The 21433-nt window shown below is 29.0% G+C and carries 18 protein-coding genes; 6 read left to right on the forward strand and 12 right to left on the reverse strand.

Annotation, left to right across the window (positions count from 1 at the left end; translation table 11 throughout):
- Positions 1–15: 15 nt before the first annotated feature.
- Positions 16–774, reverse strand: a complete 759-nt coding sequence (gene lgt / locus EJL03_RS03145; RefSeq protein ID WP_125152524.1) for a prolipoprotein diacylglyceryl transferase — start codon at positions 772–774, stop codon at positions 16–18.
- A gap of 415 nt (positions 775–1189) precedes the next feature.
- On the opposite strand from lgt, the gene nuoE reads away from it, so the two are divergent.
- From nuoE to EJL03_RS03160, 3 genes are read left to right on the forward strand one after another with little or no spacing between them, the layout of a single operon-like run.
- On the forward strand, positions 1190–1708 hold the full coding sequence (gene nuoE / locus EJL03_RS03150; protein ID WP_125152525.1) for an NADH-quinone oxidoreductase subunit NuoE: 519 nt from the start codon (positions 1190–1192) through the stop codon (positions 1706–1708).
- Positions 1709–1721: 13 nt separating this feature from the next.
- Positions 1722–3617, forward strand: a complete 1896-nt coding sequence (gene nuoF, locus EJL03_RS03155; RefSeq protein ID WP_125152526.1) for an NADH-quinone oxidoreductase subunit NuoF — start codon at positions 1722–1724, stop codon at positions 3615–3617.
- Between the two features lie 25 nt (positions 3618–3642).
- Positions 3643–5376 carry an NADH-dependent [FeFe] hydrogenase, group A6 gene (locus tag EJL03_RS03160; RefSeq protein WP_125152527.1) on the forward strand — a complete coding sequence of 578 codons (1734 nt, stop codon included), beginning with the start codon at positions 3643–3645 and terminating at the stop codon, positions 5374–5376.
- Positions 5377–5449: 73 nt separating this feature from the next.
- Here EJL03_RS03160 and EJL03_RS03165 read toward each other — a convergent pair whose 3' ends face one another.
- The 4 genes from EJL03_RS03165 to EJL03_RS03180 form a co-directional block, all read right to left on the reverse strand.
- On the reverse strand, positions 5450–6904 hold the full coding sequence (locus EJL03_RS03165; protein ID WP_125152528.1) for a cell wall-binding repeat-containing protein: 1455 nt from the start codon (positions 6902–6904) through the stop codon (positions 5450–5452).
- Between the two features lie 205 nt (positions 6905–7109).
- Complete coding sequence (locus EJL03_RS03170) at positions 7110–8282, reverse strand: SpoIIE family protein phosphatase (RefSeq protein WP_125152529.1); 1173 nt, start codon at positions 8280–8282, stop codon at positions 7110–7112.
- Positions 8279–9997, reverse strand: a complete 1719-nt coding sequence (locus EJL03_RS03175) for a [Fe-Fe] hydrogenase large subunit C-terminal domain-containing protein (protein WP_125152530.1) — start codon at positions 9995–9997, stop codon at positions 8279–8281. The genes EJL03_RS03170 and EJL03_RS03175 overlap by 4 nt, the downstream gene beginning before the upstream one ends.
- Positions 9994–10239: a (2Fe-2S) ferredoxin domain-containing protein gene (locus tag EJL03_RS03180; protein WP_125152531.1), complete on the reverse strand. Its 246-nt coding sequence runs from the start codon at positions 10237–10239 to the stop codon at positions 9994–9996. The genes EJL03_RS03175 and EJL03_RS03180 overlap by 4 nt, the downstream gene beginning before the upstream one ends.
- A gap of 125 nt (positions 10240–10364) precedes the next feature.
- Here EJL03_RS03180 and EJL03_RS03185 point away from each other — a divergent pair, with 125 nt between their 5' ends.
- Together EJL03_RS03185 and EJL03_RS03190 are read left to right on the forward strand one after the other, a co-directional pair.
- Positions 10365–11672 (forward strand): hemolysin family protein, encoded by a 1308-nt coding sequence (locus EJL03_RS03185; protein ID WP_125152532.1) that lies wholly within the window; start codon positions 10365–10367, stop codon positions 11670–11672.
- A gap of 177 nt (positions 11673–11849) precedes the next feature.
- Positions 11850–14000 (forward strand): cell wall-binding repeat-containing protein, encoded by a 2151-nt coding sequence (locus EJL03_RS03190; RefSeq protein WP_125152533.1) that lies wholly within the window; start codon positions 11850–11852, stop codon positions 13998–14000.
- 39 nt (positions 14001–14039) lie between these two features.
- On the opposite strand, the gene sdaAA is transcribed toward EJL03_RS03190, so the two are convergent.
- Together sdaAA and sdaAB are read right to left on the reverse strand one after the other, a co-directional pair.
- A complete protein-coding gene (sdaAA, locus tag EJL03_RS03195; protein WP_125152534.1) occupies positions 14040–14912 on the reverse strand; it encodes an L-serine ammonia-lyase, iron-sulfur-dependent, subunit alpha in 873 nt (290 codons plus the stop codon).
- A 1-nt stretch (position 14913) separates the two neighbouring features.
- Positions 14914–15600 (reverse strand): L-serine ammonia-lyase, iron-sulfur-dependent subunit beta, encoded by a 687-nt coding sequence (sdaAB, locus tag EJL03_RS03200; protein WP_125152535.1) that lies wholly within the window; start codon positions 15598–15600, stop codon positions 14914–14916.
- A gap of 420 nt (positions 15601–16020) precedes the next feature.
- Here sdaAB and EJL03_RS03205 point away from each other — a divergent pair, with 420 nt between their 5' ends.
- Positions 16021–17214 carry a dicarboxylate/amino acid:cation symporter gene (locus EJL03_RS03205; RefSeq protein WP_125152536.1) on the forward strand — a complete coding sequence of 398 codons (1194 nt, stop codon included), beginning with the start codon at positions 16021–16023 and terminating at the stop codon, positions 17212–17214.
- Positions 17215–17282: 68 nt separating this feature from the next.
- Here EJL03_RS03205 and EJL03_RS03210 read toward each other — a convergent pair whose 3' ends face one another.
- Genes EJL03_RS03210 through EJL03_RS03230 form a run of 5 tightly spaced genes read right to left on the reverse strand, consistent with a single transcriptional unit; the run spans position 17283 to position 21325 of the window.
- Positions 17283–18197, reverse strand: a complete 915-nt coding sequence (locus EJL03_RS03210) for a GGDEF domain-containing protein (protein WP_125152537.1) — start codon at positions 18195–18197, stop codon at positions 17283–17285.
- Between the two features lie 27 nt (positions 18198–18224).
- Positions 18225–18695 carry a siroheme decarboxylase subunit beta gene (ahbB, locus tag EJL03_RS03215; RefSeq protein ID WP_125152538.1) on the reverse strand — a complete coding sequence of 157 codons (471 nt, stop codon included), beginning with the start codon at positions 18693–18695 and terminating at the stop codon, positions 18225–18227.
- On the reverse strand, positions 18688–19152 hold the full coding sequence (gene ahbA, locus EJL03_RS03220) for a siroheme decarboxylase subunit alpha (protein ID WP_125152539.1): 465 nt from the start codon (positions 19150–19152) through the stop codon (positions 18688–18690). Before ahbA ends, ahbB begins: the two co-directional genes overlap by 8 nt.
- Positions 19153–19164: 12 nt before the next feature.
- A complete protein-coding gene (nirJ2, locus tag EJL03_RS03225) occupies positions 19165–20151 on the reverse strand; it encodes a putative heme d1 biosynthesis radical SAM protein NirJ2 (RefSeq protein ID WP_125152540.1) in 987 nt (328 codons plus the stop codon).
- Positions 20152–20161: 10 nt separating this feature from the next.
- Positions 20162–21325, reverse strand: coding sequence for a radical SAM/SPASM domain-containing protein (locus tag EJL03_RS03230; RefSeq protein ID WP_125152541.1), 1164 nt, complete (start codon positions 21323–21325; stop codon positions 20162–20164).
- Positions 21326–21433: the final 108 nt, after the last annotated feature.

The raw sequence follows: 21433 nt of genomic DNA on the forward strand, positions 1-21433 counted from the left end.
TTAAGTTTTATATACTCACTTCTCCCTTATCTTGATTATTAATAAAAATATAACCCAAATTAAAATGCCAATTATGCTAATGAATTGGGCCACTCTTATAAATCCAAACATTAAACTATCAGTTCTAAGTCCCTCTATAAAAAACCTTCCTAAAGAATAAAGTCCTATATAAGTAAAAAATGTTATCCCTCTTTTTTTAGTCTTCCTAAGTATTATTAGTAGTATAATACACACAATTAAGTTCCAAACTGACTCATATAAAAACGTAGGATTATAATAATTTCCATTCATAAACATTCCTTCTTGTATAAAATGTGGAAATTTACTTATATATTCATATCCTACTATATCACCATAAGCTTCTTTATTAAAAAAATTTCCCCATCTGCCTATACTCTGAGCTAATATTATAGATGGAGCTGATATATCTGCATACTTTAAAAAGCTATCTTTTCTTTTTTTTATGTATATATAAGCAGCTAAAACACCGAAAATTATTCCTCCATGTATGGCTAGTCCTCCTTGCCTTATATTGAAAATACTAATAATATCTCCTTTATAAAATTCAAACTCAAATGCTACATAGTAAAGTCTAGCTCCTATAATAGCTATAGGGAAAGATACTATAAATATATCGGACAGTATATCAAAATTTACTTTTTTTATTTTACAATTATATTTAGCTAACATTAATGCTATTAAAACTCCTGTTGCAATAAATATTCCATACCACTTAATTTCTATTCCTAAAAAATTAAAAGCCACTGGATTCAATTTATTTTCCCCTTTCAATTCTTTAAATAAAATATAGTATATACTGTATCTATATATAGTGTAAAGATTAAATTTAACAAACAATACTAATTATAAATTTATTATTACTTTAATTCACTGTAAATATTATAGATACATAAATAAAAATATATTATTAACTATTTATCAACTGTTATAAAAATAACTTTTACTCATAAAATATTATAAAAAAATTTTATATACATTAATTTTTTACTGAATTATTTATAATTTACTAATTTATTTATCAGAAAATATAAAATTTTACCTTAATTGTATTTTATATATATAATAGATTTTAATATATTTGCAACAAAGCATTGATACCATTTACAATTTACCTTATAATATTTAAATTTTTTCTTTTATTTTTTATATTTTCTGATATAATCAAATTATGTTAAATTTCAAACATTTAAAGGAGGTCTTTAAAGTGTGCTGCAAAAATGAGTTTGTAGAAGCTAAACTAAATGAACTTAGTCAATATATTAACAGCCTTGATAACAAAGAAGGTTCTCTTATAGCAATACTACACAAAGCTCAAAATATTTTTGGATATCTACCACAGGAAATACAAGAATTTATAGCTAAACAATTAAACATTCCTGTTTCTAAGGTTTATGGTGTAGTAACATTTTATTCCTATTTTAATACAGAGCCAAAGGGTAAATATGTTATAAACGTCTGTATGGGTACTGCTTGCTTTGTTAGAGGAGCTGGTGAGGTAGTGGAAGAACTTCAAAAAAAATTAAATATAAAAGTTGGCGAAACTACAACCGATGGAAAATATACCCTCCAAATTTTAAGATGTGTTGGAGCTTGTGGACTTGCTCCCGTAGTTACTGTAAATGATAAAGTTTATGGTCACTTTACTAAAAATAATGTTGATAAATTATTAGAAGAATATAAAGAATAAGGAGGAATGAACATTGGTTAAAGTTAAATCTTTTGAAGAACTTGAAAAGCTTAACAAAGAATTTAGTAAAATATTAGCTATAAAAAAAGTTTCCAGAGAAACTGAACTTGCCTCTGAAAACAAAAGATGTAAAAGATTTGTATCTGTATGTGGTGGTACAGGCTGTAAATCCGCAGATAGTTATAAAATACTAGAAAATTTCAAAAATAATATAAATAAATTAGAACTTGATAATGAAGTAGAAGTTGCTATAACCGGTTGTTTTGGTTTTTGTGAAAAAGGTCCCATTGTTCATATAACTCCTGATAACACGTTTTATGTAAGCGTTAAACCAGATGATGTTTTAGAAATAGTAAATAAGCATTTATTAAAAGGAGAAATAGTTGAAAGATTGCTATACGTAGAACCAACCCTTCAGAAAAAAGTTAAAAGGCAAGATGAGATGTCCTTTTATAAAAAACAATTAAGAATAGCCCTTAGAAATTGTGGTCTTATAAATCCGGAAAATATAAAAGAAGCAATTGCTGAAAAAGCATATATGGCTTTAGGTAAAGCTTTATATAAAATGACTGCTGATGATGTAATTAAAATAATTTTAGATTCTAGCCTTAGAGGTAGAGGTGGCGGAGGTTTCCCTACAGGTAAAAAATGGTCCTTTGCAAAACAGTATGATAACTCTGAAAAATACATTATTTGCAATGCAGATGAAGGTGATCCAGGCGCATTTATGGATCGTTCAATATTAGAAGGAGACCCTCATAGTGTTTTAGAGGCTATGGCAATTGCTGGTTACGCTATAGGAGCAAAAGAAGGAAATATATATATAAGAGCTGAATACCCTTTAGCTGTAGAAAGACTATATAAAGCAATAGATGATGCACATAAATATGGATTGCTTGGATCAAATATATTAGGAACTGATTTCAGTTTTGATATAAATATAAAATATGGTGCCGGTGCCTTTGTATGCGGTGAAGAAACCGCTTTAATTCACTCAATTGAAGGAAATCGTGGAGAACCTACTAATAAACCTCCTTTCCCTGCAGAGAGAGGACTTTGGGGAAAACCAACATGTGTTAACAATGTGGAAACTTTAGCAATTGTACCTGCCATTATAAATAACGGGGCCAATTGGTTTAACACAATAGGTACTAACACATCTAAAGGCACTAAAGTATTTGCACTAGCTGGTAAAATCAATAACGTTGGTTTGGTAGAAGTTCCAATGGGAACAACTCTAAGAGAAATAATATATGATATAGGCGGTGGAATAAAAAACGGTCGTAAATTCAAAGCTGTACAAACAGGTGGTCCATCTGGAGGATGTATTCCAGCTTCCCATCTTGACATTTCTATAGATTATGAATCATTAACTTCAATAGGTTCTATGATGGGTTCTGGCGGTATGATAGTCATGGATGAAGATAATTGTATGGTAGATATCGCTAAATTTTATCTAGAATTTACTGTGGATGAATCCTGTGGGAAATGTACTCCTTGTAGAATTGGTAACAAACGTCTGTTAGAAATTCTAACAAGAATAACCGAAGGAAAAGCAACTGAAAAAGATTTAGATAACTTAAAAGAATTAGCTCAAACCATAAAAGATACTTCCTTGTGTGGCTTAGGACAAACAGCACCTAACCCAATATTAAGTACTTTAGAATATTTTTGGGACGAATATGTTGCTCATGTAAGAGAAAAGCGCTGTCCTGCTGGAGTATGTAAAAACCTTTTAAGTTTTGAAATTACAGATAAATGTATAGGTTGTACAAAATGTTCTAGGGTATGCCCTACATCATGTATAAGTGGTAAAGTAAAAGAAAAACATATAATTTTTCAAGATAAATGTATAAAATGCGGTACTTGTTATAGTTCCTGCCCTGTAGGCGCTATAATCAGAAAATAGAGTTTATAAGAAAGAGGTGTTTTATTTGAGTTTAGTAACTGTTACTATAAATAATAGAGAAGTTCAAGTAAAAGAAGGAACAACTATCTTAAATGCCGCTAAAATGCTTAATATAAACATACCTACACTATGCCATCTTAAATTGCACGACAATAAAACTGAAAATCATCCAGGTTCTTGCAGAGTCTGTATGGTAGAAGTTGAAGGTAGAAAAAATCTTGCTCCTGCTTGTTGCACACCCGTATGCAAAAATATGAAAGTAAAAACTAACTCTATAAAAGCTATACATGCACGAAGAACCATGGTTGAATTACTTTTATCTAACCATCCTCAAGATTGTTTATTATGTGAAAAAAACACAGAGTGTGAACTTCAAAAGTTAGCAGCAGATATGGGTATAAGAGAAATAAAATTCAAAGGGGAATCTACCAAATTTTTAAAAGATAATTCTAGCTATTCTATAGTTAGAGATTTAGATAAGTGTATTCTTTGTAGACGTTGTGTAACTATGTGCAATGATATTCAAACCGTAGGTGTACTATCTCCAGTAAATAGAGGTTTTGATACAATTATATCTCCTGCTTTCTCAAATCCCATGTTAGAAACAAACTGCACGTTTTGTGGACAATGTGTTGCAGTATGTCCTACTGGAGCTTTAACAGAGGTTAATAACACAAGCAAAGTTTGGGATGCTCTTAACGATAAAGATAAAATAGTTATAGTTCAAACTGCCCCTGCTATTAGGGCAGCTTTAGGGGAAGAATTTAATTTAGAAGCAGGTACCATTGTAACTGGCAAAATGGTGGCCGCTCTTCGCTCCTTAGGATTTGATAAGGTATTTGATACAGATTTCGCTGCAGATCTTACAATAATCGAAGAGGCTTCAGAACTTATTCATAGAATTGAAAATGGTAAAAGATTACCTATGCTTACTAGCTGCTGTCCTGGGTGGATAAAATTTTTTGAACATAGCTTTAGTGATTTATTAGATATACCATCAACCTGTAAGTCCCCTCAACAAATGTTTGGTGCTATAGCCAAAACCTATTTAGCTAAAAAAATGGGCGTAGATCCTAAAAATCTAATAGTAGTATCTGTTATGCCATGTCTAGCTAAAAAATACGAAGCTGCTAGACCAGAAATGTATACAAATGGTATACCAGATGTGGATATAGTAATAAGTACTAGAGAATTAGCCAAGATGATAAAAGAATCCGGTATAAATTTTAATTCTTTAGAGGATGAATTATTCGATAACCCTCTTGGTGAATCAACTGGTGCCGGAGTTATATTTGGAGTAACCGGTGGTGTTATGGAGGCAGCCCTTAGAACCGCTTATGAATGGCTAACTGAAGAAGAATTAAAGGATTTAGAATTCAAAAACCTTCGTGGTTTTAAAGGTATTAAAGAGGCTACTATAAAAATAAAAGGAGTAAATATAAAGGTTGCTATTGCAAGCGGTTTAAGCAATGCTAGAAAACTTTTAGAAGCTATAAAATCAGGTGAATCAAATTATCATATGATTGAAATAATGGCTTGTCCTGGAGGATGTATAGACGGTGGTGGCCAACCATATATGCACGAGGATATATTAGTCTTAAATAAAAGAATGGAGGCTTTATATAAAGAAGATAAAAATAAATCTATAAGAAAATCCCATGAGAATCCCTTTATTAAAGAACTTTATAAAGACTTCTTAGGAAAACCTTATGGTGAGAAAGCTCATGAATTATTACACACTTCTTATATTAAACGATGAGATAGTGTAAAAAATAATTTTTTAAAGGCTATGAAATTTATATAAATTTCATAGCCTAATAATTTACTATATTTTAGAACCAATTATTATATTTGGAAACAATCCATCCTTTACCATTATATATTAATGTAATTTTCAAACTCCACTCATCCAATGAATCTAAATAATAGCCTCTTAAAGAAATGTATAGTTTAGATCCCTCATACTTCTTTCCTTCAATCTTTGCATCCTTAATATTAATTCTTGGAGTAGGGTTTCCATATCTAATATAATATTTTCCATCTATATTTTTAAATATATAGCTAATCATATTATTTATAAAATCATCTGTATAATAGTTTTTAAGCTTAAAATTATTATCTAAATATTTATATATAGAATTATATTTATTTAAGTTTTCTTTTAAAGGAGCATAACTTATTCCTTTTATATTTATATAGTCCTTTGAATTAACCTCTATTTTAAATATATTTTTTAAGATTTCATCACAATTAAAGATTAACCTTTTTACATCTTTATCTGAAATAACAGGTTTATTTTCTAACACACGTTGAGATTCCGTGTTTATAGAAGCTGCTCCTCCAATTAAAATAAGATTTTTATAATTATTATTATCTAAATATTCTTTTTGATTTAATATATAATTATCATTAATTAATATTACAGGGGCATTGGTTTTAACTGATAATGCACTTACTGATAATGCATCTGGAAAATCATTCCCATTAGTAATAATAGCAGTATCTCTTGATACTCCAAATTCTTCACATATATTTAAACATGTATCATATCTATTTTCTCCACTAATTCTAGTTATATCCTCCCTGTTTAAATATGGTAGAAAATTCGTCAGTTCATCTATAATACTATCTCCTATTACAGCCTCTCCCCCTACTAAAAATATTTTACTAGGTTTTATATCTTCTAAAATATCTATAGCTTCATTAGGTAACTTTTCTTTATTACTAATGATAACTGGGTATCCCTTTTTTGCAGCAATAAAAGATAAACTTAAAGCATCTGCAAATCCAAATCCATTAGTTATAAATAGTGGAGTTTTCTTTTCCACATTTAAAAATTTTACAATACTTTTATTTGTGGCAAATCTATTTTCTCCACCTAACCTTTTAATATTTTTAAATCCCATATGTTTAAAATAATATTCAAATGTCTCGTCTACAATATCCTTTTCACCTAATATATATATACAACCCTCTTCAGTAAGGTTATTTATTATAAAATTAGTAGTTTCTCTACTGTCTCTAACATTTTTATTTACTAATAATATTGGCGCTTTCAATTTATTTAAAAGCATAGTTCCTGATAAAGCGTCCGGAAAATTATTTCCACTTGTAATAATAACATTTTTAAGTTTCTTATTACTATAATTTTTAGCTATATTTATTGACGTTTCATATCTATTTTTACCACCTATTCTTGATATATTGTAATCTTTTTTACCTGCTAATACAGATTCACCACTTAATATTATAGCCACTGATAAAATTAATGCCATAATTTTTCCCATTTACCGTTCCTCCTATATATATGATTTAAACTTTACTACACAATATCTATATTATGTATAGAAGGAAAAGATGATAAAAAATTTATATATAAATCACTTTAATCCATTTGTAATATTTTTATGTTTGTATAAAATAGAATAGTTATATTAAATCATAATATAACTATTCTAATAAATAATATTAAATTTTATGTAAACTAATTTATTATATTTCCTTTACTTCAACCTTTTTACCTAATTGTTTCAAAAGACCTTCTAATTCTTTTACAATCTTTAATTTTATACCCAATTCCACTGGAAAACCTGGATTCTGATGTGCAGGATTAACAGCCTTACCAACCCATAAGGTAATATTAGTGCATTTATATATAAGAATTCTTGTAAGTCTAGATGCTCCATCATCTTCATTTAAATTAAATTCTTTATTATAGTCATTTATATATGAAATATAAACTTTTAAATTTTCTATTACTTTGTTTAAAGTTATTACTCCTTCAGTTATTAAATATATCCCCTTCATAGACGCAGTTGGAGGAATATCTTTGCATGTTGAATTTAAATTAACTTCTAGTTTCCTTTTAAGCTCTCTTTCAGCGATATTAGCTGCTGTACCTCCACATATAATCTTTTTACCTCTTCCTTTTATAAACTCTGATATAACATATCTATCCTTGCTTTTATCCTTAGGTGGTCCTGTAAACAAATCAATATACTGTGGCTCTTTAACCGCTATAGTAACCACAGTAGCATCATCTCCAGGTTTCCCCCCATATAAAGCAAAACAAGTTTGTATTAACTCCTTTGTCACAGTTTCAGCATTGTCTTTATATTTTGTGCTCCTTTTTAAATAATCTAATATGTTATGCCATTTCCATCCCAAATTCATTATATTTCCTAATCCTGCATGAACTACTCCATCACTTACTATGGTTATTATGTCTCCTGATTCTACATAAAATTTACTTTCATATACTCTTCTTTCATTTATTGATAATAGATTTTTTTTTATATCCATATAATTCCCATTCTTCATATAAAAAAAAGGAGGATTATCATATTCTACAATATATACTCTTCCATCTTCATATATTTTTATAAGTGTAAAAGTAGAATATGCTATTTTCCTAACTTTACATACTGGTAAAGTATTTATTATGGTATCTACAGTTTCATATATATCTGCCCCCTCTTTAAGCATAGTTGCAGATATTTTACTAGTTAAGGTAGCTAATATATTGGCTTTAACACCACTCCCAAGCCCATCTGCCAATACAATTATTGTACTGTCTTTAAGCCTTATTACCTCTACCATATCCCCACATAGTTCTTCCCCAAATTTTTTCAAACTGTGAAAGGATACATCTATAAATAAACTCATCTTATTTCTCCCTCTTCCCCTTCCACAACCTTTTTTAATTTAGTTAATATCATTTTTGTTTCAGCAGTAGTCTCTCCTAAAAGACTAGCTATTTCTTGAGCTACCCTCATTTGTTTCTCTATTACTTCTTGGGCAGCATCTAAGGTTCTTTCTTTAACCTTCATAAGTTCCCTTTTATTTTTTTCCTCCTCCATTATATTTACCATAGAAGCCATTATTATATTTTGTTTAGGAAGATATATTATATTTTCTACAAAAATCACATTATATTGAGGGATTGATATCTTTTTTGCAGTAATACTCCTACCAGTTTCCTTTACGTATTTAAAATCTTCATCATTCATTAAAATGGATATAGGTTTTTCTACTACATTTTCCAAATTTACATTAAATATCTCCTCAGCAGCAGGATTAAGCTCTAATATATTCATATCTTCATTCAAAATTATTATAGATGTGGCGGTATTTTCAAAGATCACATTACTTATATTTTCCGCTTTACTCCTCATATAATGAAGGCACATTGTTGTTTCAGCCATACCTTCATAAATAGCTTTTGCCTTATCTTTACAAGTATCATAACCACATACTCCACAATTCAATTCATCCTCTTTACTATACTTTCCCATGCTTTTCATAATTTTATTTATATCATCTATTAGAGGTTTTTGTGTTACTATCTTCTTATTATTAAATTTAGTGAAAAAATCTATATGATATATATCATTATTATAATTCTCCGTACACAATACAAATTTTTCTCTATTTTTTATATAGTTTTTTACTGTCATTAATCTTAAAAAATAGTCCTTTTTATTTTCTATCCTATTGGGTCCTCCTATACAACTCCCCTTACAGGCACTGGCCTCAACTATTACTCCATTTATATCCTTATTTTTTATACTATTTAAAACTTCAATACACTCTTTTGTGCCACTTACACTTAATTTTTCAAAACCTAATACATCCCCAAGTGCATTTAGTATTCCTCCATTTATGGGATACCCTCTTCCTCTTTTAGAAGCTACCCCTTGTAACTTCTCAGGTTTTATTTGTTTAAAATTTATTTTCTCTTTTTCAATCCATTTTTCTACTTCTTCATAAGTCAGCACTGCGTCTATATATTTATTACATAAATTATCTGCTTCAAATTTTTTACCTATACAAGGACCTATAAATACCACAAAAGTTTCTTCTCCATATTTATTTTTTATTATTTTCCCATGGGCCGTCATAGGCGTTACTATAGGTATTATACACGGTATTAATTCAGGGTAATATTTTTCAACTAATAAGTTTACTGAGGGACAACAAGTTGTTATATGAATTTTTTTATCACTTTTCTTTATATATTTAACATATAAGTTTGTTACTGTTTCCGCAGCTACAGCAGTTTCCTCTACCAAATAAAATCCTATACTTTTAAGTGCTGCTATAAACTTGCCTAAATCCTCATTAAAATACCCTGCAAAGGAAGGTGCTATACTTGCAATAACCTTCTTTCCATTTGATATAGCCTGTTTAACTTTCTCTAAATCGCTAGTTATTTCTCTGGCATTTTGAGGACATATGACTAAACAATGCCCACAATTTATGCACCTATTTTCAATTATTTCAGCCTGTTCATTTTTAAATTTTATGGCCTTTACAGGACAAGATCTAAGGCATTTATAACAATTCTTGCAGTTTGCTCTAGAAAAATTTAAATGGCTCATTTCCTACCTCCTAAAACCTTTTCTTTAAAAAACATTTCTATATTATCCTCATTAATGGAAAAAATTTCTCCATATATTTCTGTAGATACTGCCTCTACACAATGTCCTAAGCAAAAGGATCCTTTTAACTCTACTTTATCTTCTACATTATAATCTTTTATTAATTTTTCAAATTTTTCGATAATTTTATATGAACCTTTTAAATGACAAGCACTACCTACACACACATTTATGGTAACCATAGCTATCACCATCCTTACAATTAAATTTTACACCAAAAATTTCAACCTTTCTACTAATTATAAAAATATGTATTTGGATACACTATTAATAGGCTTAAATAAAATTTAGAAAGGCGGTTTTCATAATGCCAAGTAATGGAAATAACTTAATCTTAGAGATGGTATTAATATTAATATTAATTATTATAAACGCGTTTTTTGCTGCATCAGAAATGGCTATTGTATCTTTAAATAAAACAAAAATTTCATACATGGCAGAAGAGGATAATAATGCAAAAGCTAAACTATTACTAGATATAACAAAGGAAACCAGTAAATTCTTAGCAACAATTCAAGTAGGTATTACTATAGCGGGCTTTTTAGCTAGTGCCTTTGCAGCTACAAATTTATCTATACCACTTTCTAATTTTTTAAAAAGCATAAATGTACCTGCTGCAAACCAACTATCTTTAATAATTGTTACAGTTATAATCTCTTATATAACTTTAGTATTCGGGGAACTTTTACCTAAAAGAATGGCTTTACAAAATTCAGAAAAAATAGCTCTATTTGTTGTAAAGCCAATAATGTATTTCTCAAAAATAACCCTTCCTTTTGTAAAAATTTTAACTTATTCTACTAATGTTTTAGTGAAATTGTTTGGCATTAATGTAGATAATCTAGATGAAAGTATATCTGAAGAGGAAATTAAAATGATGATTCAAGTAGGCGAAGAAAGTGGAGTTATAAACGAAACTGAAAAAGAAATGATAGATAGTATCTTCGATTTTAATGATACTTTAGCTAAAGAAATCATGACAGCAAGAACCAATGTTTTTTCTATGGATATAAATACTTGTTTAGAAGAATTTTTAGATAAAGTCTTACATGAAAAATATTCAAGAATTCCTATATATGAAGAAGATATTGATAATATAATAGGTGTACTTTATATAAAAGACCTACTATGGTTTTTAAGAGATAATTCATTAACCAAAAACCATTTAAGAGAACTACTAAGACCCGCTTATTTTGTTCCTGAAAGTAAAACTATAGACACTTTATTTAAAGAAATGCAAAAAAACAAAAGCTATATATCCATACTAATAGACGAGTATGGTGGATTTTCTGGAATAGTAACAATGGAAGATCTACTCGAAGAGATAGTTGGAAATATATTTGATGAATATGATGAAACAAATGATTATATTAAGAGACTGGATTCACATACTTACATAGTTGACGGACTTTTTCCTATTGATGATTTCAATGATTTATTTAATCAAAACTTACCCTCTGATCATGCAGATACTTTAAGTGGTTTTGTAACAGATCTTTTAGGTAGTATACCTAAAAATAATGATGAAATGACATTAGAATACAATAATATAGTTTTTAAACTAGAAAATGTGGAAGATAAACGTATTAAAACCATTAAAGTGTGTATACCTTAAATTTTTCTTAAGAGTATTGACTATTGTATAGGGTTCTACTTTATAATGGTTATATAACATAAATATATAATATTTACCTTATTGTTTTATAATTGATTAAATATGTTATATATGTTTATATTTTAGTTTAAACATATTAATATATTCTTCAAATCTTATTAAAAGGGAGAGGTTTAAATGAAAAAAATTAAAACTCTTGTAGCCTCAGCTACATTAGGAGTACTACTTACTTCCACCTGTGTTTCAACTGTTAGTGCAAAAGTTGAAAATAGATTAGGTGGAAAAAACCGATATTCTACTGCAGAAGCCATAGCCAATAACTTAGCAAATGGTAAAGTAGATAATATAGTATTGGCAAGTGGTAAAGCACCTTATGATGCTTTATCAGCTAGCCTATTTGCTAAAAATATAAATGCACCTATACTTTTAGCTGATAACTCAAGGAGCACATGTCCTGAAACTTTTAACTATATTACTAATCATTTAAATAAATCAGGAACCGTATATATTCTTGGTGGAGAAGGTGCAATTGAAAAAAAGATAGAAACTGATATCAAAAAACTAGGTTATAAAACTGAAAGGATATACGGAAAAAATAGACTAGACACTAATAGTAAAATATTAGACAAGCTTACTATAAAAGAAGGCATTCCTGTATTTATAACAAGTTCCTCAGCTTTTGGTGATTCTTTAAGTGTTTCAAGTTTATCTGCTATAAATGGATATCCTTTAATAATGACAAATAAAGATAGTCTTTCATCACAACTTAAAAATCATCTAAATAAAATTAAACCATCAAAAGTTTATGTAATAGGTTCAAAAGCCCTAATTTCTGAAAATATAATAAATGAAATTAAAAACATAAATAAATCTTTAAAAGACTCAGATATAACAAGAATCTTTGGTAAAGATAGATACGAAACTAATATTTTAATAAACAAAGCATTTAATATAAACTCATCAAATGCAGTTATAGCTTCTGGTCAAGGTTTTGCAGATGCCCTTACTGGAAGTGCATTAGCTTCTAAATTAAAAGCACCTATTATACTTACAAATGGAAAAGATTTTGTTAATCAAAAAGCCTATATAAAATCAACTGATTATATAAATTACTATATATTAGGTCTTGAAGGTTCTGTAAATAAATCTATAGAAACACTATTAAACAACGAAACTACTAATTTAAAGGATGGACAAGAGTTCTTTGGAAAAATTGTTACTGCTAATCATCCAAAATCCTTTGAACAAAACTCCAAATGCACTATAAAATTCTCAGCAACAGGCTTAAATGGAGAAATGCAGAATCAATATAATCAGATGTTATCTTTAATGGGAGACACTATAACAGTTAATAGCAATAGTAAAAATGAATATATATCTAAAAATTCTTTTAAACAGGAAAGTACTTCAACAACTAAATATAGCGGACTTATGGCTGGCATGCCTTCAACAACACCAACTTGGACAGACATAAATGAAAATGATTTTAGACTAATATACGGTATTCCTGAAAGTACTTCAACTAATTTAGGAAATATGGGTCCTGAATTTGAAATGTTTAAAGATAAGAAATACATGGTAATATCCTCAGATGGACTTAATAAATTCATAACTTCAGAAGATGATATTAACATAAATAAAGATAAATTAGAGGGAATTATCAAAGATTTTAGCCCCAAATTAGAAAAATTAGCCTTAAAATTTATCTCTAACTATCATCCAAATATAGACATGATAAAGAAACTTGGTAATGCTAAAACTTCAGATGGAAGGGAAGCTACTTGTTATAAATTAAATATAAATAATGATACATTAAAATCTCTAATATCCTATACTGGAAATAATACCTTAAACTTTATTCAAGATAAGGATGTAGTGGATTTCATAAAATCATATATAAATGCTTGTATAGAAATTTCCTCAAAAAATAAAGATGCTGATAAAGCAACCTTTGAAAAAGAATTTTCCAACTTTTTGTCTAATATGCCTAGTACTTCCCTATCCTTCAACAAAGTTTTAGATTGTATAAACTCACTTGACATTCTTGGAAATGAAGGAATAGAAATTACTTACTATCTATCAGATAAAGGAATAGTATTATCTGAAGACGGAAGTATAGATTTTAAATTAGACCTAGGGAAACTAAATAATATAATTAATGATAAAGACTCCAAAGATATAAAGGGCGTAGTATTTATGAAAATTATGTACACTAATAATACAACTAACATTAATGGAGATATTAAAGTTAATGTTCCAGAAGTAAATAAAGAAAATTCTATAGATTATTTTGAAATGATTAAACGTTTTGAAAATATTGCAAAATAAATGATAAGAGCCCCTAGTTAGGGGCTCTTATCATTACATTTATTTTAAAACTTTCTTTTTTAGTTCTATTCCTGTAGGAGTAGTAGCAAGCCCTCCAAGAGCAGTTTCTCTAAGTTCCATAGGAAGTTGTCTTCCTACTTTATACATTGCTGCTACTGTTTCATCAAAAGGTATTTTACTTTCAATACCTGCCATTACCATATCTGCAGAAGTTAATGCACTTACAACACCTGCTGCATTTCTTTTAGCACAAGGGACTTCTACAAGCCCAGCCACAGGATCACAGACCAATCCTAATATATTTTTAATTACTATTGCTGCAGCATTTAAAGATTGCTTTACACTTCCACCCATAAGCTCAACTACAGAAGCAGCTGCCATAGCTGACGCAGAACCACACTCTGCTTGACATCCTCCTTCTGCACCTGCTAAAGTAGCATTTTTGGCTATTATTACACCTACAGCCGATGCAGTTAAAAGAGCCTTTACTAATTCATCATCTGATTTATTGAGTTTTTCTCCTGCAGATATAACAGCTGCTGGTAATATTCCACAAGAACCAGCCGTTGGACATGCTACTATTTTCCCCATTGCAGCGTTAACCTCTGAAGAAGATAATGCCCTAGCCATAGCTTTTACCATTAATGATCCTGTTAATGTGTTTCTTTCTTCTTCATAAATATGTAATTTAAAAGCATCTCCTCCTATAAGCCCACTTACTGATTTAACTTTATTTTCCATACCATATTTAGCAGAGTGTTTCATTACATCTAAAGTTTTTCTCATCCTCTCAAATATTTTTTCTTTAGACACCCCACTTTCTTCCGCCTCTGTGTTTAGAGCATATTCCCATATAGATATATTATCTTCTTTACATACTTTTATAAGCTCAGCTCCACTATTTACAAACATATTATTGCTCTCCTTCCATAATCGGATTTATAATTTTAACACTATATATCTCACTAATTTCTTTAAGTTTTTCTATTTTATCATCATCAATTAAACTATCTGTTTCTAAAGCCATAGTAGCTGTAGTTCCTTTACTATCCCTATAAACCTTCATTGTTCCAATATTTATATTTTCATTATATAATAATGTACTTATTTTAGCTATTATACCTGGTGTATCCTTATGTTTGGTAATTAGTGTTGGATAATCCCCTCTAAACTCTACTTCTTGACCATCTATATTAAATATTAATATATTTCCTCCTCCTATAGATGAACCAATTACAGTAGAAATACTTCCATCTTCTTTAGTTATTATAAATTCAACTGTATTAGGATGTACATTTTCCATTTCAATTTCAGAAAAACTTATTTCTAGATTTCTTTTTTTAGCAATTTCAAAAGACTTTTTTAAATTCTCATCCCAGGGATCCATCCCTAATATTCCTGCAACTAATGCTTTATCTGTTCCATGACCCTTGTAAGTTTTAGCAAAAGATCCATGTAATAAAAATTGTACCTTCTTTATATTTCCACCGGCTATTAATGCTGATATTTTTGCAAGTCTAGCTGCACCAGCAGTATGAGAGCTTGAAGGGCCTATCATTATAGGACCTATAATATCAAATACGCTATAATTTTTATTCATATTGGAAAATCCTCCTTGAAATTTTTTTAAAATTATACTCTTATTTCTGCAACTTATATTATAATGCATTTTTTATATTTGTCATTAGTTTTTTATATAACATATTGAAAATTAATACTAATGACATGAATTAATTCATAATATTACAAAATAGACTGTTAGACAACATTTTTTTGTACTTTGACATATATTCCTCCATATTTTTATACTTTTCCTATTAAAATACTAGTTTATATTGCAAAATAAAGGTTAATATGCTATACTTCGATTTGTATTTATTTTGCAGGAAAAAATCATTGTATGTCCGTAGTAGGTATACTTTTGTCATTTAAAATAAAATTTGTAATGACTTTTACCTATTAATATCCTGTGAAAATATTTTGGTCTTATAATATTATTAAAACATGGAGGGAAGTTTTTATGAAAAAATTTAGTTTAGGACTAATACCCAAAATAGTACTAGCTATCATCTTAGGTGTGCTTATTGGTAAATTTACACCTGAAGCCTTCGTTAGAATTTTTGTTACATTCGGCTCAATTTTTGGAAACTTTTTAGGTTTTGCCATACCTCTTATAATAATGGGTTTTATTGTTGCTGGAATAGCGGAACTTGGAAGTGGTGCTGGAAAACTATTAGGATTGACAGTAGCTTTAGCCTACGGATTCACTTTAATATCTGGTTTTTTTGGATTTACAGTAGGAAAAACTTTACTGCCTTCTATTATCACTAATTCAAGTATTTCTAGTGTTGCATCACAGGCTAAAGATTTAGAACCTTATTTTACAATACAAATACCTCCAATGATGGAAGTAACTACAGCACTTATTTTTGCATTCTTATTAGGTCTTGGAATTTCAGCTACAGGAAGTAGTACATTAAAAAAAGCTGCTGAAGAATTTCAAAATATAATATCAAAAACTATAGAGAAAGTAGTAATTCCATTATTGCCACTTTATATCTTAAGTATATTTGGAAATATGACTTATACAGGAAAGGCAACAACTATATTTTCAGTATTCTGGAAAGTATTTATAATAATAATAGCTTGCCACTTTATAATAATACTATTCCAATTTGCAATTGGATCATCATTAAGCAAGAAAAATCTTTTTAAATGTTTAAAAATACAGACTCAAGGTTATATGACTGCTCTAGGAACTCAATCTTCTGCAGCTACTATCCCTGTCAATCTACAATGTTCTGAAAAAATGGGGATAACTAAAGGAATAAGAGAATTTGTAATTCCCCTTTGTGCAACAATACACATGTCAGGAAGTACAATTACTTTAACTATCTGTGCAATGTCTGTTATGATGTTAAATAATATGCCTGTATCATTTTCAAGTTTTGCAGGCTTTATAGCAATGCTTGGTGTGTCATTAGTTGCAGCACCTGGTGTTCCTGGTGGTTGCGTTATGGCAGCATTAGGGGTACTTAAAAGTATATTAGGATTTTCAGAACCAATGTTAGGACTTATGATTGCTTTATATATAGCACAAGATAGCTTTGGAACAGCTTGTAATATAACAGGTGATCAAGCAGTTGCCATGATTGTAGACTTTATAGATAGAAAAGGTAAAAAGAAAACTAATCCAGAAACAATTAGTGCATAAAACACAAAAATACCTATGTCAAATTGACATAGGTATTTTTATATAAGATAGCTACACAATACATATAGCTATTTTACAGTTCTATTTCTCCCCAACCTTTTTGCCTCATACATATTTTTATCCACTCTGCATATTATCTCTTCAAAATCTATATCCTCACCGTTAAAAGTATATACCCCTAAACTTGCGGTAACCTTTATACACTTATTATTACAACACAAATCAAGATTATAAACTCCTTTTCTTATTTGTTCTGCAAATACAAAAGCTTCCCTCTCATTCACATTATTCAATACTACTAAAAACTCCTCTCCTCCATATCTAGCAGTCCAATCTTTATTTTTTCCCAACATAGAATTTATTTTTGAAGCAAATTCCTTTAATGTATAATCTCCAACTACATGTCCATAAGTATCATTTATTCTCTTAAAATGATCTATATCTATTAATATAAGAGATAATGGTTTGTTATTAATTTTACTATTTAACATGTCCACAGGAAGCCTTTCATCTATATATCTCCTGTTATAAATATTAGTTAATTCATCCTTTACAACTAAATCATTCTTCTCTTTAATAAAATCATAAATTTCTCTTTCATTCTTACTTTCTATACTAGAAATTATTCCTGTTCCCACTATATTTTTTATAAGCTCCATAACAAATTTTTTCTGATTAATTTCTGTAATTGTAGAGGTAATCATATATATATTCCCATCCTTACTATATTCAATCTTTATAAATGTTTTATTCTCTTTAATAGTCCTCATGGCGATACAATTTTCACATATATCTGCTTTATTCCATGTATAGTAACAATTATTATGAGAAAACAAACCATCCTTTACATTAGAATATAGTACTTTTTTAGTGAGTGGATTAATTATTCTTATCATATCATATATATCATTTATTATATCTAAATTATTAAGTATTATATTTACTTCTTTTACACTGTCTTCATCATAATCCATGTCTACCATAATGACACACCTCTAATTTCAAAAAATTTATAAGTCTTTATACTTCATACTACTCTTTTTTAGTTCTTTTGTGCTATATAGCACTTTATATTCATTTATATTAATTTTTTTAGCAATTTCCTCAATTAGTTTCTGGCACTGCTCTTTTGTATTTCCATGAATCATAGTAAATAAATTATATTTCCACTGACTACAGACTACTCTTTCATAACAATGGCTTATTTCCTTTTTACTTGATAAATAATCCCCAACATATTCCACGCAACTTTCTGGAACACACCAAACTACCATAGCATTTGCTTTAAATCCAGATTTTCTATGATAAAGAACTGCTCCTATTCTTTTAAGCATTCCCTTATCTTTAAGAAATTTCACTCTTTCTATTATTTCACTTTCATCTACATTTAATTTTTTTGCAATTGATTTAAATGGCTGCATCTCTATAGGTATATCTTCTTGTAAATATCTTATTATTTCCTTATCAAGTAAGCTAAGCATCTTTATTCACCTCTAAATCCAATACCATTTTCACCTTATAGTCTCTATTAGAAGGTAAGTTAATTAATTCATGTATACCTGTATCTTCTTTTATAGTTTCTATAATAGTATTAAGCTTATCTTTTGATGGAGCTATAATTGTAAACCATACATTGTATTTATCTTCCCTTAAATAATTATGAGTAACTTCATCATATTTATTTATAGTCTGTGCTACTTTATAAATTTTATCTTTTGGTACACTCATAGCACATAAAGTACTAACATATCCAAGTTTTTTTGAACTAAATACCCCTCCAAACCTTCTTATATATCCTTGTTTTTTTAATATATTAATTCTTTTTATGACCTCATTTTCTGTTAAATTAAACTTATCTGCTATATAGTTAAAGGGTCTTTCATCTATCTTTATACCTTCTTGTATTTCATTTAAAAGTTTTTTATCTATGTCTTCCATTATACACCCCTCCTATTTACAATAATAAAAACAAGAGTTATCACCTGCCATATAATTACCATTATTATAAAATGCAGCTCTTGCCCTACATCCCCCACATTTTATTTTAAAATCACATTTTCCACAATTTCCTTCATATTTTAAAGTTCTAAGTTCTTTAAAAATAGTACTATTCTTCCATATATAATCAAAAGGTATATCTCTTATATTGCCAGCTATTTCATTTAAATATGCACAAGGTTGCACATCACCCTTAGGACTTATAATGCAATAATTTGTTCCAGCAATACACCCTTTTTTAAATCTACTATTTATCCCAATACTCTCTGCCACTTTTATAAATTGTGGTGCACAAGTTGGCTTTATTTGGATACTTACTTCCTTTTGTTTTTTCATTATATCAGTAAGTAATCTTCTGTATTCTATTTTATCCAACAATTCCTTTTCTATATTCTTTCCACGACCTGTAGGCACCAAAAAAAATATATGATGTGCTATGGCCCCCATAGCCACTGAGAAATCCGTAATATACATTATCTCTTCTTTATTCCAATTCATTATAGTAGTATGTATTTGAAAATCTAATCCTACATCTCTACAATTTTTCATACCTAAAATAGCATCTTTAAATGCATTATCACATCCCCTAAACTTATTATGTAATTTAGCATTTAGGCTGTCTAAACTTATTCCAATAGCCATTACTCCTGCCTCTTTAAGCTTTATAGCTACTTCTTTTGTAATCAGAGTTCCATTGCTACCTAAAACAGGTCTTAGCCCCTTATTTTTAGCATAGTTTATAAGCTGAAAAATATCATTTCTCATAAGAGGTTCTCCCCCAGAAAAAATCATTATTTTAAATCCGGCTTTGCAAATATCATCTATTAGTTCTTTCCCCTCTTTAGTACTAAGTTCTCCATTGAGTCTCTCTCCAGATTCCCTATAACAATGTTTACATTTTAAATTACACTTATTAGTAGTATTCCATGATAATATCATATCCTTCCCCCTAAATTCCTATTTCATTATCTGTAAGATAACAAGCAGGATCAGATTCCCAAAAATCTTTGTAAACTACCTCCGCACGAGTTCTAAAGTTTGCATTGCATACAAAAATCCACTTACATTTACTGCATCTACCCTTAATCAAAGCTTTTCTATTTCTTAATCCATTTAAAATTGAGTTGTCTGAATTTTTCCATATATCACTAAACTTGTTTTGTTTAATATTTCCGAAAGTATATTGCCATGTAAACTGATCAGGATGTATATCCCCTTTATAATCTACACAAGCAAATGCCATTCCCGACCTATTACCTCCATTACTATTTATAAGCTGTAGGATTCTATTTGCCTTGTTTGGAAATTCTTTCAAAGCCTTAAGGTATAAATATACCGAATCTGCATGATTATCCACCGTTAATATTTCAAATTTAGGACCAAGTTCTAAAGTTTTTTTGATAATTAAATCCATTACTTCCCTTCGCTGTTCTTTAGAAATATCGTCCTTTATAATATTGCTTGCTCTCCCTGAATAAACCATATGATAAAAACATACTCTAGGTATTTTTTCTTCTTTTATAAGAGCAAATATTTCCTCAATTTGATGGAAGTTATGTTTATTTATAGTAAACCTAAGCCCAACCCTCTGATTCAATTCTATACAGTTTCTTATTCCTTTTAGTGATTTATCAAATGCGCCACTTACCCCTCTAAATTCATCGTGACGGGATCCAATGCCATCTAAACTTACACCTACATAACCCACATTCATACTTTTTATATCTTTGCATACATCTTTATAAAGTAATGTACCATTAGTAGATATAGTACTCCTTACTGCTAGTTTAGAAGTTAATTCTAATAAATTAAAAAAGTCTCCTCTCAACAATGGTTCTCCGCCAGAAAATAGTATTACTGGTACATTAAACATCTTTAAGTCTTCAATAAAATCTCTTGCTTCTTTTAATTCTAACTCCTCACTACACTTTTCATTATTTGCCTCAGCATAACAGTGTAGGCATTTCAAATTACACTGTCTAGTACAGTTCCACACTACAACAGGTCCTCTTCCAAAATTCACACCATATTTGCACTGAGCTGCCCCTTTGGAATATCTTAAATCATCTCCAAAATTGTTAGAATTACATAATAATTTAGTTAAACTTAACATAACATTCTCCTTATATAATAAAAATTATTATTTAATAATATTTTATAATTATAATTATAACTATATTTTTATACTTTTTCAAAAGATTCCTAATTAATTTCAATAATT

Origin of the sequence: Clostridium rectalis (genome assembly GCF_900626095.1) — a bacterium.
GTDB classification, from domain to species: Bacteria; Bacillota; Clostridia; order Clostridiales; family Clostridiaceae; genus Clostridium_AS; species Clostridium_AS rectalis.

Coding starts and splice junctions, on each gene's coding strand:
- EJL03_RS03165 (WP_125152528.1), bottom strand. CDS start 6,904: ATGGGAAAAATTATGGCATTAATTTTATCAGTGGCTATAATATTAAGT.
- EJL03_RS03210 (WP_125152537.1), bottom strand. CDS start 18,197: ATGGTAGACATGGATTATGATGAAGACAGTGTAAAAGAAGTAAATATA.
- EJL03_RS03185 (WP_125152532.1), top strand. CDS start 10,365: ATGCCAAGTAATGGAAATAACTTAATCTTAGAGATGGTATTAATATTA.
- EJL03_RS03230 (WP_125152541.1), bottom strand. CDS start 21,325: ATGTTAAGTTTAACTAAATTATTATGTAATTCTAACAATTTTGGAGAT.
- sdaAB (WP_125152535.1), bottom strand. CDS start 15,600: ATGAATAAAAATTATAGCGTATTTGATATTATAGGTCCTATAATGATA.
- nirJ2 (WP_125152540.1), bottom strand. CDS start 20,151: ATGATATTATCATGGAATACTACTAATAAGTGTAATTTAAAATGTAAA.
- EJL03_RS03175 (WP_125152530.1), bottom strand. CDS start 9,997: ATGAGCCATTTAAATTTTTCTAGAGCAAACTGCAAGAATTGTTATAAA.
- EJL03_RS03170 (WP_125152529.1), bottom strand. CDS start 8,282: ATGAGTTTATTTATAGATGTATCCTTTCACAGTTTGAAAAAATTTGGG.
- nuoE (WP_125152525.1), top strand. CDS start 1,190: ATGTTAAATTTCAAACATTTAAAGGAGGTCTTTAAAGTGTGCTGCAAA.
- EJL03_RS03205 (WP_125152536.1), top strand. CDS start 16,021: ATGAAAAAATTTAGTTTAGGACTAATACCCAAAATAGTACTAGCTATC.
- ahbA (WP_125152539.1), bottom strand. CDS start 19,152: ATGGAAGACATAGATAAAAAACTTTTAAATGAAATACAAGAAGGTATA.
- ahbB (WP_125152538.1), bottom strand. CDS start 18,695: ATGCTTAGCTTACTTGATAAGGAAATAATAAGATATTTACAAGAAGAT.
- EJL03_RS03190 (WP_125152533.1), top strand. CDS start 11,850: ATGAAAAAAATTAAAACTCTTGTAGCCTCAGCTACATTAGGAGTACTA.
- sdaAA (WP_125152534.1), bottom strand. CDS start 14,912: ATGTTTGTAAATAGTGGAGCTGAGCTTATAAAAGTATGTAAAGAAGAT.
- EJL03_RS03180 (WP_125152531.1), bottom strand. CDS start 10,239: ATGGTTACCATAAATGTGTGTGTAGGTAGTGCTTGTCATTTAAAAGGT.